The following is a 14979-nucleotide window of genomic DNA, read 5'->3' on the forward strand; positions in this document are numbered from 1 at the left end:
CACCGGGGCTTGCTCCTTCGTCGCGTACGCCCCGGCGCCTGACCGGCGGCCCGGCCGCGGACCGGCCACTTCGTGGCCGCCGCTCCCTAGGGGTCGCGGGGGCGGGGTTGGGAGTGCGGTCATGGCGGAACTGGGGTGCACGGTGTGGCTGACGGTCGGGCTACCGGACGGCACGCTGATGACTCGGGGGGAAGAGGAGTGGTCAGACAGCCGAAAGGCCGGTAGCGGGAGTGCTACCGGCCTTTTCGGGGCTGCTCTGTGCCTACATGGTGGTGATCAGTTGGTGCGGACCGCCAGACCGGGGTTGTCCGAGAGGACGACGGTCAGGGGCTGGGCGAACAGCTGGGGGGTGTCGCCGGTGATGGCGCCGATGATGTTCGGGATCTCGCAGATGGGGAAATCGGCGACCGAGGACGCGCTGGAGATGCCGAGGGCGAGGCGGCCGGTGACGATGGCGCCGCCGGAGTCGCCGGGGAGGGCGCAGATATTGGCCGAGAAGCTCTGGGTGAGCTGGCGGTCGCCGACCTGGACGGTCTGGTCGACACCGTTGATCACGCCGCAGCTGAAGCCGGTGCGGGCGCCGGACTTGCAGACGGGGGCGCCGACCACGGGGGTGGCCACACCGTCGACGGCGATGGGGGCCTGGCCGGGGATGCGGACCAGGTTGTTCTCGAAGCGGGCGCGCGCGTTGTCGTTGACGCGGATGATCGAGTAGTCCTGCTCGCCGAGCACCGACTTCTGGAAGGTGCCGAGCTGAGCGCCGGCGCGGTCGCCGTTGACCTCGTACACGGCGGCGGCGTTGCCGGTGCCCGCCGACTCGATGTCGGGGTTGCAGTGGCCCGCCGAGATGTTGACGACGTTGCCCGAGCGGTCGGTGCCGTTGAAGCCGAGCGAGCAGCGCAGCGAGCTGCGGCCGATCACCGAGGCGTAGCCGTCGCCGCCTGCCAGCGCACCGTTGCCGTCACCGGCGACGGGGGTGGCGGTCAGGTCGACGCGCTCGCCCGCCACCGGCGGTGCGGTGACGATGACGCGGGAGGGGTCGATGAAGCTGGGCAGCGGGAGACCGGCCTGCTGGACGCGGACCGCGATCGAGTTGTTCACGGTGTCGACGACGACGCCACGCACCAGCGCGGCGATCTCCGGCGGTGCGGCGGCGAGCCAGTTCTCGAACGCGGTCTTCTCGCCGCGCAGGGTGGACTCGCTCTTGGCGACGTTGCGGACCTCGAAACCGGCCGACTGCGCGGCTTCACGGGCCTGGTCGGCGCCGGGGCCGTGCGACAGCGCGACGACGGCGTTGCCCTGGTCGCTCAGCCAGGAACCGGCGAAGACCTGCGGGAACTGACGCTGCGCGGTGGTGGAGAACGCGGCGACCTGCTGCGCGACATCGGCGCGGCGCAGGTACTCGTCGGGGGAGATCTTCAGATCCCGGGTGACCGCCTCGATGAGCTGGGCGGGCAGATCTGCGTGCGCGGGCTGTGCGTCGGCAACCGCCATCGTGGGGCCGAACAGCAGAAACGCCGCCGAAGCGGCGATCATAGATTTCCGAGCTCTTCTCGAGCTTCGCGCGGACGGGGTACGACCCATACGTGGCAGGAGCATGGTCCGAACTATATGGGCTCGAGCGACTTATGCCTACTCGGACCGGGCAAGAGATTTCGCTCACCCGGTCCGGTCGGTGATTCGTCCGCGCTCAGCCCGCGTTGGGCTTGGTGCGCACCATGATTCCGCTGCCGAGGCCGCCGCCCGATGTCGCCTCGATGTCGGCCAGGATGGGCCGGATCGGGACGCCGAGCGACGCGGTGCCGCCGTAGGGGGCGAGCTGGGTGTTGGCCTCGGTGCAGTTGGGCGCGCCCGAGGCGTTCGAGCCGCTGGTGATGCCGAGGGCGAGCGTGCCGGACACGATGGCGCCACCACTGTCGCCGCCGAGGGTGCAGGCGGTGCTGGCGAAGCCGCGGATCGTCTTGCTGACGCCCGCCTCGGTGAACAGCTGGGTCTCCACGTGATCGGCCGAGACGAATCCACAGGTGAAGGTGGAGGACTGGCCGGTCTTGCAGACCGGTGCGCCGGTGACGGGTTCGGCGGTGCCGGTGAGCGTCAGGGTGGTGCCCTCGGCGCCGCGCACGCGCGGCTGGTCCATGCCGGCGTTCACCGCGCGCTCGTTGAGCTTGATCACCGAGTAGTCCAGCGAGGCGGGGCCGCCGAGCACCGCGCGGGCGAAGGTGCCGACTTCGGGACTGTTGGGGATGTCGCGCACGTTCGGGACGTAGACCGAGGCCGTGCCGCCGTTGTCGACGTTCGGGTTGCAGTGGCCCGCGGAGATATTGAGCGCGTTGCCCGCGGCGTCGGTGCTGTTGAACCCGAACGAGCAGACGTCGACTCCGCGCAGGTCGGCGTCGTGCAGGTCCTTGGTCGCGGTGATGTAGGTGTCGCCGCCCATCGGCTTGTACTCCACCGGACCGCCGCCGCCGGGCGAGAGCACCACCTTGATGGTGGCGATCAGGGTGGGCAGGTTGAGCATGTGGCCGGTGCCGGTGTTGGCCACGTTGAGCACGAGTTGGCTGTTGAGCGCGTCGATCGCGATCGAGCTGATCGGCGCGGAGATCGCGGGCGGCAGGCTCGCGATCCACTGACTCAGTTGCACCAGCGCGCCTTCCAGCCCACCGGCCGAGATCGGCGCGAGGTGGGTCTGGTAGCCGGCGGCGGTGACGAGCTTGCCCGCCTCGGCGTCGGTGGTGGCGACGACGGCCTTGCCCTCTGGCGTGAGCCAGGCGCCGGCGAAGGTGTCGGGGTTCGCGGCGCGGAAGTCGGTCGCGTAGTCGCGCAACTGCTGGGCGCGCGCGGCACGATCGAGGTACTCGGTGGGGGTCATCCCGAGGTCACGCGACAGTGCGGTCACCAATTCGCCGGGTAACGCATCGGCTGAAAGTTGTAGTGGCGCAACAGGTTCCGATGACGCGGTGCCGGATCCGAGCAGGGGTGCGAGAAGAACAGTCGCGGCGAACCCGGCGGAGGCTGCCTTGACCGCGGCGCGACGCGCCACCAACTTGCGCATGAAATCCCTTCGTCGACAACCAGTGACCGAGAACACCGCCGGCGGCGATCATGTCGGTCAGCGCATCACTCTAGGGCACGCTCGCCCAGCTGGCGCGGTTACCGTCCGGCTGCTGGATTCAGCGCTGCCCCGGGATGGTCAGGGGCGCGGGGAGCGAGCCCGGCGGGTAGGTCCCGAAGGGTGACCGAGGCCGGGTGGTGGTGGGGCTCGGCGTGGTCGTCGGCGGGGTGGTGGTCGGTTCCGGGGTGGTGGTCGGCGGCGCCTCGGTGGTGGTCGTCGGTTCCGGTTCGTCGGTCGTGGTGACCGGCGGGGGCGTGGTCGACTCGACAATCGGCAGCGGCGGCGGCGCGGGCGCCGGGGTGGGGGACAGCGTTTCCGGGCTGGCATCGGAAATCGTCGGCGGTGTGACGGTTTCGGCATCGCGGATCAGGACCGAGACCGCGATGCCGCCGATCAGCAGACCGATGAGCGCGGCGGCGGCGATCAGCAGCGGGGTCTTGTTGCGCGCGGGTTCGCGGGCGGGCGCCACCGCGGGCTCCGCGATCGGGGCGGGCGCGATCGGCGCCATCGCCTTCGTCGGCCGCGGTGAGACCGGCAGCGCCGCCGAGTACGCCTGCGCGGTCACCGAGGGCGGCTGTAGCGCGGGCATCACATCGGTGGCGACCGTGGCGTTCTCGGTGACGATCGGGTCGGGCGGGGTCGCGCCCGCCGGGGTCGCCAGCACCGCGACCAGCGCGGCCTGGGCGGCGGCGTTGGCGAAGGTCTTGCCAGGATCGGCACCGCCCTGGGGCTGGGGCAGCTCGTCCTCGCCGAGCAGGGCCACCGACTTCAAGCCCAGATAGTCCAAAGCCTCGCGCACGCCGCGCACGACCTCGGTCGACCAGCCCGCGGGATGGGTCGCGTAGAACTCGGCCGGGCCGCTGAGGTGCTCGGTGGTGAGATCGATCAGGCAGAACATGGCTGTTGCGAGGAGGTCTTCGGCGCGATAGGCCTCGCCGCCGTCGACATCGACACCGGCCGGATCACCGATCGCGCGCACGAAACCGGCGATCGAGTGGGCATGCCCGGTGGGAGCTGGTCCGCCGAGGGCGGCGTCACCGTCGTCGGACATGTGCAGAACCGAAGCACGCTCGATCACCTGAACCGTGCCGTCCTCGGTAACCACCGTGGCGATGCATTCGTCATCGGCGATACGCAGGCCGACCCCAGTGGCCATCGGCGGAACACCCCTCATTTCGGCGTCGACTTCGTCCGCGCGAGTCACACCAGCAGTTGGCCGTGTCCCATCGCGCGCAGCATTGACAGTAATTCCGATCGTGAGCGCGCGCCTATTCGACGTCGGATTCGCGCGACGTGATGCTCGACGGTCTTCGCGGAAATGTACAGCCTCGCGCCGATCTCGCGATAGGTAAGGCCGAGCAGGACCAGCTCGGCCACCTCGCGCTCACGGTCGCTGAGCGTGCCGGAATCGCTGGTCAGGGGCGTGGGACCGGCCGCGGGCGGCTGTGGTTGTGCGCTCGGTCGCAGTGGCTCGACCGGCTGGGCTTGCGTGCGCACCGAACGCGCGAGCTTGAGCAGAGCGGTGGCGGTGGTCGAGTCGCTCGCCGCGAGGGCGGCCTCGCTGGCCAGGCGGGCGGCGTCCCAGGTGAGCCCGAGCTCGGCCAGTGCCGAGACCGCGGCCTGCACATCGGCCGCGGTCACCTGCCCACGCAGCACGAGCACCCAGGTGCGCCCGGCATCGGCCAGCACGGTGGCCTGCCGGTCACCCGCTTCCGCCGCCGTCTTCAGCGCGTGGGCGTGGGGCAGCAGCGCGCGGGGCGACTCGTCGGCCAGCGCGGCCTGCACTCCGTACCAGTGGAAGGAATTGGTCCAGGCGGGTGCGCGGCCCACTTTGCGGACCAGCGCCCTGGCGGCATCGACGAGCGGTTCGATCCGGCGCGCGTCTCCCAAGCGGATGCCGGCCAGCCACAGTTCGCCGATCGGCAACAGGCTCAACAGGTCGGCTTCCAGCTCGTCGAACAGTGGGCAGGCCGCGTGCCACGCACGAGCCAGGGCGGCGTGATCACCGCCGCGACGGGCCAACCCCACGGTGAGGGCATGGGCGAGGAGTTGATCGCGGGGCGTAAGGGCGGGGATGTCGATCTCGGCGAGGGTGCTCGCGGCGCGGCGTTCGTCGCCGCCGAGCAGTGCGGTCCAGGCAGTCAGCACCGGAAGCTGTCGGCCGCCGCCCGTGCCCGCCGCCCGACGCAGCGCGTCACCGGCGCGACGGGGCTCGCCGCTGCCGAGGCAGAGCAGCGTGGCGATCGAGACCGCCGAGCAGGGCAGATAGCGATCGTCGCCGGTGTTGCCCGCCTGGATCAGGGCGGAAATCGCCGCGGCCGTTCCGGTTCCGTGCGGGTCGAGCGATTCGTCGAGCGCGCCCGCGATCAGCCGAGCGCCCGCGTCGGCCTCGGTCGGCGGCCAGTGCTGTGCTGCTTCGGACATGCGCGCGGCACCGGCCTGTTCACCGGCCAGGGTGAGGACTATGGCCGCGGGCGCCCAGTCGGCGCCGATTCGATCGGGTCCGAGCCAGTTGTACAGTCCGGCCGCGCGGCTCACCAGTCCTCGGCGGATGAGCACGCTCGCGCAGATGCGCACCGCGGCGACGAGGTCGGTGCGCGCGACGTTCTCGGCGGTCAGCAGCGGTTCGGCCAGGCGCAGCGCGGTATCGGTGTCACCCGCGTGCGCGGCGGCCTCGGCCCAGCGCAGCGCGATCGACTCCACCGCCGCGCCCGCCGCGGCCGCGGCCGCGTAGCAGCGGGTCGCCTCGTCGGATTTCTCGGCTGTGCGACAGAGGAACTCGGCGAGGCGGGCATCGACGACACCGGACTCGGCCAGGATCAGCGCGGTGCGATCGCGCAGCAGACCGGCGTCGAGGCGCGCGGTGAGCAGCCTGCGCTGCACATCGACATAGCGACGATCGCCGAGCAGTGTCCGCAGCGGACCGACGGCGGGCGCGAGGAGCAGATCGGCATCGGTGACGAGGGCGCCCGATCTGGCTCGGTCGATCAGCTCGTGGGCGGTGGCGGTGTCCACACCGAGCACCTCGGTGAGTTCGGTGGCGTCCAAGCCGGTTCCGGTCGCCGCGATGACCAGCGTTTCCAGCAACTCGGGTTCGACCGCTTCGAGCAGCGTCCGCGTCCAGACGGTGACGGCTTCGTCGACCGCTGCCCCGCAGGTCTCCAGCGACGCGGCATGGGCACCCTTCAGCGCCGCGACGACACCGCCCGGGATTCCCGCCGTCAGCTGATGGATATGCGCCGCGAGCGGCTGGGACACAGCCACGCCGAGTTCCCTGGCGAACGAGGTGATGTGGGCACTTCCCAGTGCTCGCAGATCCACCGTGCGGCCGTTGCGCGCCACCGCGTCGGCCAGCGCGCGCAGCTGGGGATCGTGTGGTCGAGGCTGGGTGGTCAGCACGACGGAGCGTTGGCCGGTTTCGATGGCCTCGCAGAGGGCGCGAAGCTCGGCGTCGCTGTAGCTGTGGACGTTGTCGGCGACGAGCACCGCCCGGTCGGGTACCCCGTTCTCGACGTCGTCGGCCGCGGATTCGACGACCGGGATGCCGCGGCGACGCAGATGTGCGCGAACGGCGTCGAGTAGGAACGTTTTTCCGGTCCCGGCTCGGCCGCGGATCAAGAGCAGCACCGTCTGCTGGTCGGCGGTGTCGAGATCGCGGAAAACGTTTCGGGCATTCGGGAAGGCGTCGTAGGCGATCTCAGCCACCATTTCCTCCGAGGACCTTGCCGGGCAGTTGTGTACCCGATTCGAGGGTTTCGCCGACCGCGCCGCCCACGTCGTCGAGCAGGCCGCCGGGGTCGACCTTGATAGTGGGGACCTGCGGCCGGGTCGGTGCGGGAGCGGGTGCCGGCGCCGGAGCCGGGGCGGGTGCTGGCGCGGGGGCAGGCGCCGGAGCCGGGGCGGGCGCCGGGGACTGCCCTGCGGGCGGCGCCTGGGCCGGTTGCTGCTCGGTGGGGCCTGGCTGGCCCGCGGTCGCCGGTGTTCCGTCGGCGGCGGGCGCTCCACCGGTGGGTGCTCCGGCGGGTGCCGGAGTTCCCGCCGCGGGCGTGCCGCCGGGAGCTCCGGCGTTGGTCGTGCCGACCGGGATCGCACCCGATGGTGCTGCTGTGGTGTCGACCGCTCCCGGCCTGGCCGGGTCGGTGACCACGGAGTTCGTGGCATTCGCCGTCCCGGCCGCGCCGCCCGCGCCGGTCGCCGCGGGGGCGGCGGGGACCGAGGGGGCAACGGTGGTCTCGGCGGGTCCGGTGGGTGAGAACTGGGTGGCGCCACCGAGCGCGAGAGTCCCGGTGGCGAGCGCGGCCATGGTCAAGGCCGCCGCCGCGACGATCGCCGAGCGTTTGGCCGTGAACATCTTGGTCCGTACCGGCTCGGACGGTGGCAGCGCGAGTCCCTCGACGGCCGGTGCCACGGCCGCCGATGCCGGTGCTACCGGCACGACCGGGATGGCCTCGGTGGGCACGCTGATCGCGGCGACGTCGAGGGCGATCTCGGCCGCGCCGCGTGCGGTGCAGGTCGCCGGGTCGGCGCAGGCGATCACCGGCAGACCGAATTCGGTGGAGATCAGCTCGGCGACCAGGGGAATCGCGCCACCGCCACCGGTGAGCAGCACCCGGCCGACATCGCCGAGGGTGAGTCCGGCCCGGCGCACCGCGTCCTGGAGCAGGCTCATCGAGTCGAGCAGGGAAGGGCGCAGCAGATCTTCGAGTTCGCCCCGGGTCAGCCGGACCTGTTCGGTGTGGACCGAGGCGTCGAGCATGCCGACCGGAATCGCCGTCGCGGTAATTCTGGAAAGTTCTTCTTTCGCAATTCTGCAGCGTTGTCGCAATGCCGACAATTCTTCTTCGACAACGGGATCGAATGGATCGATGTCGTTTCCGTTCAGAACATTTGCCAGCACATAGCGCATGGTCAGTAGATCGAATTCGGAACCGGCGATCGCCGTGCTGTGCGCCGGGGTGCCGAGCAGTCCGGCCTGCTCGCCGGTGCGCAGGACCGACACGGTCGATCCGCTCGCGCCGAGGTCGTACACGACCAGCGCGCCGTCTTCGAGCTGTCCGTGCTCGATCTCGTATCTGCGCACCGCGGCCAGTGGCTCGGGCACCAGCGTCACCTCGGGCAGGCCGGAGCGCGCGAGCGCGGACCTGGCGGCCTCGACGGTGTGCTCCGGCCACCATGCCGGGTAGCACGCGACGGTGGTCGGCGCGTCGGTGGCCACGCCGGCGAGTTCGGCGATCAGCGCACGGGTCGCGGCAGCGACCAAATCGGCTGCGTCGTGGGCGGAACCATCCTCTGCCAGCAGATCTACCGGATCGCCGACTCGGGACACGTAGTCGTCGATGATCACTCCGCGATGGTGGCGCACCGTGTCGGCGAAGCTCACCGATCCGTCGGCGCCGAGCATCAGTGCGCTGCGGTGTGTGAGAACGGTGGCACCGGTCCCGTCGGCTGTCGTGGCCGCGGCGGCCGAATTCGCCGCTCCGACAGTGATGCCGAGCGCCAGACGCTCTGTCATTGGACAACCCCGTTCGCAGGACTTCCGGTGGGCCGGTAGACGCTTGTGCACAGCGAGATCGCCGATGGCAGCGTCCCACTCGATCTGTCGGTTGCTAGGGGGCAGCTGTTACCTGCGACGGGGCAAGTACGGGGAAATTCCCCTAATCGGTGGTCGGCCCCTAATGGGGTACGCCCGGCGGGACTAGGTATTCGCCCCGTTATCTGTAACGACGGACTCGCCTAGCGTGAAAGACATTCCAACGACAAACAGATCGGGCATCACCGCCCATGATCTGGAGGAGCTGATCTCGATGACACCGAACGCGATTCTGGAGTTCATCCTCAATCTGCTGCGCGACCCGGACGCCGCGGCGAGTTACTGCGCCAACCCGTGCCTCGCGCTGGCCGAGGCAGGCCTCGCGGTGACCCCCGAGGACATTTCCGCCGTCGCCCCGATGGTGGCGGAATCCGCGCTGGTCAGCGGCGGCTCCCAGCTGCAGGCGATCGTAGCCGCCGGCGCCGCGGCGAGCACGAGCGCGGCCCTGGCGGGCACGGCCACCGCGGCCGCCGCCGTCACCGCGGCCGCAGCCGCCGATGCCGACCTCGACCTCGGTCTCGACGTCGGCCTCGGCGCTGTAGCCTCGGTCGTCGCCGACGCCGCCGCCCAGGTGGGCGCCGGCCTCGATGTCGCACTCGACGCCGTCACCGGCGCGAACGTCGATGTGAACGCCGGCCTCGGCGCCGACCTGGCCGCCGGTGTGACCGGCGCCCTCGGCGCGGGCCTCGGCCTGAACGGCGCGATCGACAGCGCCCTCGACCTCGGTGCGAACCTCGGCGGAGCTTTGAACGGTGCGGTCGGTGTTGGTGGTGATTTGGCTGCTGGTCTCGGTGGTGCTGTGAACGGTGCGGTCGGTGTTGGTGGTGATTTGGCTGCTGGTCTCGGTGGTGCTGTGAACGGTGCGGTCGGTATTGGTGGTGATTTGGCTGCTGGTCTCGGTGGTGCTGTGAACGGTGCGGTCGGTATTGGTGGTGACCTGGCCGCTGGTCTCGGTGGCGCGGTCGACGTGGGTGGCGATCTTGCCGCCGGTCTCGGCGGCGCACTGAATGGCGCGGCCGGTGTTGGCGCGGATCTCGGTGCGGGACTCGACACCACGCTGAACGGTGGAATCGGTGCCGGTCTCGACGGTGCCCTGTCGGGTGCGGTCGGTGCGGGGGCGGACCTTGCCGCCGGTCTCGGCGGTAATTTGGCCGGCACGGTCGGCGCGGGCGCTGGTCTCGGTGAGGCGCTCACGGGCGCGGTCGGCGCGGGTGCCGAACTCGAGACCGGCCTGGATGCTGCGCTGGGCGGTGCGGCCGGTGCGGGTGTGGGTCTGGGCGGTGTGCTCACGGGTGCGGCAGGCGCAGGCGCGGATCTTGCCGCTGGTCTCGACGGTGCGGTAGGTGCCGGAGTCGGTCTCGGCGGCGAGCTGACCGGGGCGGCCGGTGCCGGTCTCGGTGGCGCGTTGTCCAGCGCGGTCGGCGCGGGCGCCGGTCTCGACGGGGCGTTGACCGCCGGTGGCGATATCGCCACCGGCTTGGATGGCGCGGTCGATGTCGCCGCTGGTCTGGGCGGTGGGCTCGAAGCCGGTTTGAGCGGTGCGACCACGGCCGCGGGAGGTCTCGGTGCCGGCGTCGGCGGTGGTCTCGGTGCGGTCGCCAACGCGGGCGCGCAGGCTGCCGGTGGGCTCGGCGCCGCAGCCGGCGTGGGGGCGCAGGCCGCCGGCGGGCTGGGCGCCGCCGCCACCACGTCGGCGATCACCGGTCTCGACGGTGTGGTCGGCGCGGGCGCGGACCTGGGCACCGGTCTCGAAACCGGGTTCGGTGGCGCCGTGTCGGCGGGTACGGATCTGACGGGCGGCTTCACGGGTGGAGCGGGGACCGGGTTCGGTGTCGACGAAGTACTCAGCGGCGGCGGCTCCGGACAGATCACGACCGGATTGGAATCAGCGCTGTCCACCACGTCGGGTATCGGGCTGACCACCGGTCTGCACGGCGGCCTCGAGACCGCGACGACTGTCGGCACCGACGTGACCGGCTCTCTCACCTCGGGCGCGCAGGCAGGAGTGAACGGCGCCGTCCAGTCCGGTGCCGATCTGACGGGTGGCGCCCACGCCGGCCTGAACGGCGTCGCCGACGCAGGCGCCGGCCTCGCGGGTTCCGTCGTCGGCGGTGCGCAGACAGGGTTGACCGGTGCCGTGGAGACCGGCCTGACAGGTTCCGCGATCGGCGGCGCCGAAACAGGAACCGGCCTCGAAACCGGACTCGGCGGACTCGGCGACGCGGGACTGTCGGGCGCGATCACCGGCGGCACCCAGGTGTCGGGCGGCTTCACCTCCGCCGTCGACGGCACAGCGCAGGGCGGCACCGCCGCGGTCGGCGGCCTCTCCGGCCAGACCACGACGACCTCGACAACCCAGATCGACACTTCCGGCACCGTCGGTGCGACGACTCAGGGCGCGGTCACCACCGCGGCCGACACCTGGTCCGGCGTCGACGTATCGAGCGCGTTCGGTTCGGGCCTGCACGGTTCCAGCCTCGGTGGCGCCGAGACATCGCTGTTCGGTGAATCGAGCACCGTCACCGACACCGGTGCCGAGATGCACACCGACGGACTGTTCCACTGAGCGAAACGGGCGAAGGAATGACTGTTCTCGCACCGAACGTGGTGCCGCTGACGACGGTGTTGTCCGACACCGTCGCGGCGGCCCACGCCGCGGGCCGTGACGACCTGGTCGGACGTCTGGAGAAGGTGGCCGTGCGGGTGCGCGACCCGCGGCACCGGATCGTCGTCACGGGTCAGCTCGGTCAGGGCAAGAGCAGGTTCGTGAACGCGCTGCTCGGGTTGGATGTGTGCCGGGTCGGTGACGACGCGACCACCGTGTTGCCCCTGCAGCTGTCCTACGGCGCGCAGCAGCGGGCGTACCTGGTGCTCACCGCACCAGGCACCGACGAGTCGCGGGTCGAGATCCCGTTCGAGGAGATCGGCGCCGTCGATTCCCGCACGCCGCTGGCACAGGGCAGACAGGTCGTGCGGATCGAGGCGGAGCTCCCCAGCCAGTTGCTGGCCGACGGCATCGTCCTGATCGATACCCCCGGCGTCGGTGGTCATGGAAGTGCTTGCGCCGCAAGTGTACTCAGCCTCGCCGCGGCCGCCGACGCCGTGCTCGTGCTCTCCGATGCCTCCACCGAGCTCACCGAACCCGAACTCACCTTCGTCCGGCAGATCCGCGAAATGTGTCCCGCGGTCGCCGTTCTGCTCACCAAGACCGACCTCTACCCGCACTGGCGCCAAGTGCTGGAGGCCGACCGAGCCCATCTGACGCGCGCGCAAACCGATGTCGCCCTGATCCCGGTATCGGCGCTGCTGCGTGCGCACGCCTTGCGCTTGCAGGACGCGCAGCTGGGCCTGGAGTCCGGTTTCGGCGTGCTGTTCGGTTTCCTGCGCGATCGGGTCGTCGCCCGGGATCAGGCGGTCACACGGCAGGCCGTGGCTCGTGAATTGCATTCGGCGGCAGAGCATCTGGCGCTGGCGTTGGGCAGCGAGCTGGTCGCGCTGCGCGATCCGGCCGGTGGCGCGGCAGCGGTTACCGAGTTGCAGTCGGCGCGTGCGGCCGCCGAGGAGTTGCAGCGGCGCACCGCGAGCTGGCAGCAGACCCTCACCGACGGCATCACCGACCTCGTCGGCGACGTGGATCACGACCTGCGTGACCGGCTGCGCGGCATCGCCCGCACGGGCCAGGAGTGGATCGACGAGAACGACCCGGGCAGGCATTGGGGCGCGATCACGGAATGGCTGACCGGCTCCGTCGACACCGCCCTCGGCGACAATCTCCTGCTGACCCACCGCCGAGCCGAACTGCTCGCCGAACGGATCGCGGGCCATTTCGCCGAGGTCGGCGCGGTCGATCTGCCGGAGGTGCACGCCGGGATGGACGATGAGAGCAGCCTGGCCGGCTCGGGTTCATTGGCCGATCTCGAGCCGGATATCGGCTTCACGAGCAAGGTGCTGGTCGGTATGCGCGGTTCCTACGGCGGCGTGCTGATGATCGGCCTTGCCACGACCTTCGCCGGCCTGGCCATGCTGAATCCGATCTCGCTGGGCGCGGGCCTGATCGTCGGCGGCAAGGCCTACCGTGACGACAAGTCCGCCCGGCTGGCGCGACGCCGCATCGAGGCCAACGGTGAAGTGCGACGGTTCCTCGACGACGTGGCGTTCCAGGCAGCCAAGGACACCAAGGACCGGCTGCACCGCATCCACCGTGCGCTGCGCGATCACTTCGCCGGTGTGGCCGAGCGCAGCCTGCGTTCGATCGATGCTTCCCTGCGGGCCGCGCAGGAGGCGGCGGCGATGGCCGCCACGCACCGCGCCGAGCGCACCGTCGTGCTGGAACGCCAACTGCACGCGGTCGCCGAGTTGCGCCGTTACGCGGAATCGATGCAGGCGAACTGAGACGGGCCGACGGTACGGTATCTGGGTGACCCACCGTTTCGACACCGCCGCGCCCGGCGACCGGACCACACCCAGGATCCTGGCCGAAGCGCACGAGCTGATCGGCGCGGCGGCGCGGGCGTTCGGGCGCGACGAGTACGCGCGCACGCTGCTGGCCGAATGCGACTACCGCTTGCGTGAGCCGCTGCGGGTCGCGCTGGCCGGTTCGATCAAGGCGGGCAAGTCGACGTTGCTGAACGCGCTGGTGGGCCAGGCCGTCGCCCCGACCGACGCCACCGAGTGCACCCGCGTCGTCACCTGGTACCGCGACGCCACTACCCCCACGGTCACCGCGCACGCGGCCGACGGATCGCGCGCGAACGTGATCGTGCGACGCGGCAGTGGTGCGCACGGACTGACCTTCGACCTGAACGGTCTGAGCTGGGATGCGCGCGGTCCCCGTGCGGTGGACCATCTCGAGGTCGGCTGGCCGTCGGCCGCGTTGTCGCAGACCACGATCATCGACACCCCTGGCACGTCGTCGCTGTCACGTGAGGTGTCGCTGCGCACCGCACGACTGCTCACCCCCGCTGATGTCGAGGATGATTCGCGAGCCGCGCCGCTGTCGGTGTCCGGCGCCGACGCCGTCGTCTACCTGTTGCGCCGTCTCGATGCCGCCGACGTGCGTTTTCTCGAGCAGATCGGTGCGGGCGCCGGTGGTTCGGGGCCGCTAGGCGTGATCGGGGTGGTGTCGCGCGCCGACGAGATCGGCTCCGGTCGTATCGACGCGCTGCATTCGGCGCGCGATGTCGCCGCTCGGTTCGCGGACGAGCTGGAACGAACCGGCCTGTGCCAGGCGGTGATTCCGGTGGCCGGCCTGCTCGCCTTCGCCGCGGCGACCCTGCGACAGCCGGAGTTCGCGGCTTTCGAGGCGCTGTCCACGGTGCCCGCGGAGGATCTCGGGATCGCGTTGCTCTCGGCGGACCGATTCGCCCGCGCCGACATCGCGCTACCGGTCGCGCCGGAACTGCGTGCGCAGCTGGTGGATCGCTTCGGCCTGTTCGGTATTCGCATGGCCACCATGCTGATTCGGCTCGGCGCCCGCGATTCATCCGCCCTGGCAGCGGAATTGGCGGCCCGCAGTGGCATCGAGGAACTGCGCTCGGTTCTCGAGGTCCAATTCGGCCAGCGCGCCGAGGAGTTGAAGGCGCACTCGGCGCTGAGCACGCTGGACCGGATCCTGGCCGCTTTCCCCGGCACCGAAGCCGATCGCCTGCGGCCCCGCGTGCGTGCCCGGCTCGCCGATGTGCACGGTTTCACCGAACTCCGACTGCTCGGACGCCTGCGCGCCGACGAATTGCCGCTGCCGCCACCGGTACTCGCCGACCTGCACCGCATTCTCGGCGGTGTCGGCGTCGCGGCGCACCTACGCCTCGGACTGCCCGCGGAGTCCGACCCGGATTCCCTGCGCGCCACGGCTTTCGCCGCCGTCCGTACCTGGCGGGCCCGTGCGGCCCACCCTCTCGCCGACCGATCAACCGCCACCGCCTGCCGCGCCGCGGCCCGCAGCGCCGAGGGAATCCTGGCCGAACTCCCGCAGCCGCGGCCCACCAAGCCGATCAGATGAAGTAGGCGGTCCCCGAGGAACTTCCGGTCCCGTACCCCAGGCTCTTCGCGAACTCTCGAACCGCGATCAACGCGTTCCCCACCGGCCCCGGATCGCTGCACGACCCCCCGACCGACGAGAACGTGCACCCGTCATCAGCAATGGCAACGCCGCTGTCGGCCGCGGCGCTCCCGGCGGACGCGACCATCCCGCCTCCGGCCAGGGCGGCGACCACTGCCACCCCGCCGAACGCCCGCTTCCACTGAATCTTGCCCATCGATGCACGCATGCTTCTGAAAC

General features: G+C 70.9%; 9 protein-coding genes. 3 read left to right on the top strand and 6 right to left on the bottom strand.

Annotated features, from left to right (window positions below):
* Positions 1-276: 276 nt before the first annotated feature.
* The 5 genes from ACFVJ5_RS22220 to ACFVJ5_RS22240 all read right to left on the bottom strand — a co-directional run bounded on the left by ACFVJ5_RS22220 (position 277) and on the right by ACFVJ5_RS22240 (position 8624).
* The gene (locus ACFVJ5_RS22220; RefSeq protein ID WP_379222711.1) at positions 277-1536 is read right to left on the bottom strand and encodes a S1 family peptidase; all 1260 of its coding nucleotides are present in this window, start codon (positions 1534-1536) and stop codon (positions 277-279) included.
* Between the two features lie 154 nt (positions 1537-1690).
* Entirely contained in the window at positions 1691-3052 is a 1362-nt protein-coding gene (locus ACFVJ5_RS22225) for a S1 family peptidase (RefSeq protein ID WP_379222713.1), read from the bottom strand.
* Between the two features lie 118 nt (positions 3053-3170).
* Positions 3171-4268 carry a hypothetical protein gene (locus ACFVJ5_RS22230; RefSeq protein ID WP_379222714.1) on the bottom strand — a complete coding sequence of 366 codons (1098 nt, stop codon included), beginning with the start codon at positions 4266-4268 and terminating at the stop codon, positions 3171-3173.
* A gap of 44 nt (positions 4269-4312) precedes the next feature.
* Positions 4313-6817 carry a LuxR C-terminal-related transcriptional regulator gene (locus ACFVJ5_RS22235; protein WP_379222716.1) on the bottom strand — a complete coding sequence of 835 codons (2505 nt, stop codon included), beginning with the start codon at positions 6815-6817 and terminating at the stop codon, positions 4313-4315.
* The gene (locus ACFVJ5_RS22240) at positions 6810-8624 is read right to left on the bottom strand and encodes an Hsp70 family protein (protein WP_379222718.1); all 1815 of its coding nucleotides are present in this window, start codon (positions 8622-8624) and stop codon (positions 6810-6812) included. The genes ACFVJ5_RS22235 and ACFVJ5_RS22240 overlap by 8 nt, the downstream gene beginning before the upstream one ends.
* Positions 8625-8916: 292 nt before the next feature.
* Between ACFVJ5_RS22240 and ACFVJ5_RS22245 the strand changes: the two genes are divergently transcribed.
* The 3 genes from ACFVJ5_RS22245 to ACFVJ5_RS22255 are packed head-to-tail and all read left to right on the top strand — an operon-like array spanning position 8917 to position 14700.
* A complete protein-coding gene (locus tag ACFVJ5_RS22245; RefSeq protein WP_379222720.1) occupies positions 8917-11268 on the top strand; it encodes an IniB N-terminal domain-containing protein in 2352 nt (783 codons plus the stop codon).
* Between the two features lie 17 nt (positions 11269-11285).
* Positions 11286-13094, top strand: coding sequence for a dynamin family protein (locus tag ACFVJ5_RS22250; RefSeq protein ID WP_379222722.1), 1809 nt, complete (start codon positions 11286-11288; stop codon positions 13092-13094).
* A 25-nt stretch (positions 13095-13119) separates the two neighbouring features.
* The gene (locus ACFVJ5_RS22255; protein WP_379222724.1) at positions 13120-14700 is read left to right on the top strand and encodes a dynamin family protein; all 1581 of its coding nucleotides are present in this window, start codon (positions 13120-13122) and stop codon (positions 14698-14700) included.
* Here the strand turns inward: ACFVJ5_RS22255 and ACFVJ5_RS22260 are convergent.
* Positions 14693-14968: a hypothetical protein gene (locus ACFVJ5_RS22260; RefSeq protein ID WP_379222725.1), complete on the bottom strand. Its 276-nt coding sequence runs from the start codon at positions 14966-14968 to the stop codon at positions 14693-14695. The genes ACFVJ5_RS22255 and ACFVJ5_RS22260 overlap by 8 nt on opposite strands.
* Between the last annotated feature and the right edge of the window lie 11 nt (positions 14969-14979).

It is taken from the genome of Nocardia sp. NPDC127606 (assembly GCF_042671725.1).
In the GTDB taxonomy this organism is placed as follows: Bacteria; Actinomycetota; Actinomycetes; order Mycobacteriales; family Mycobacteriaceae; genus Nocardia.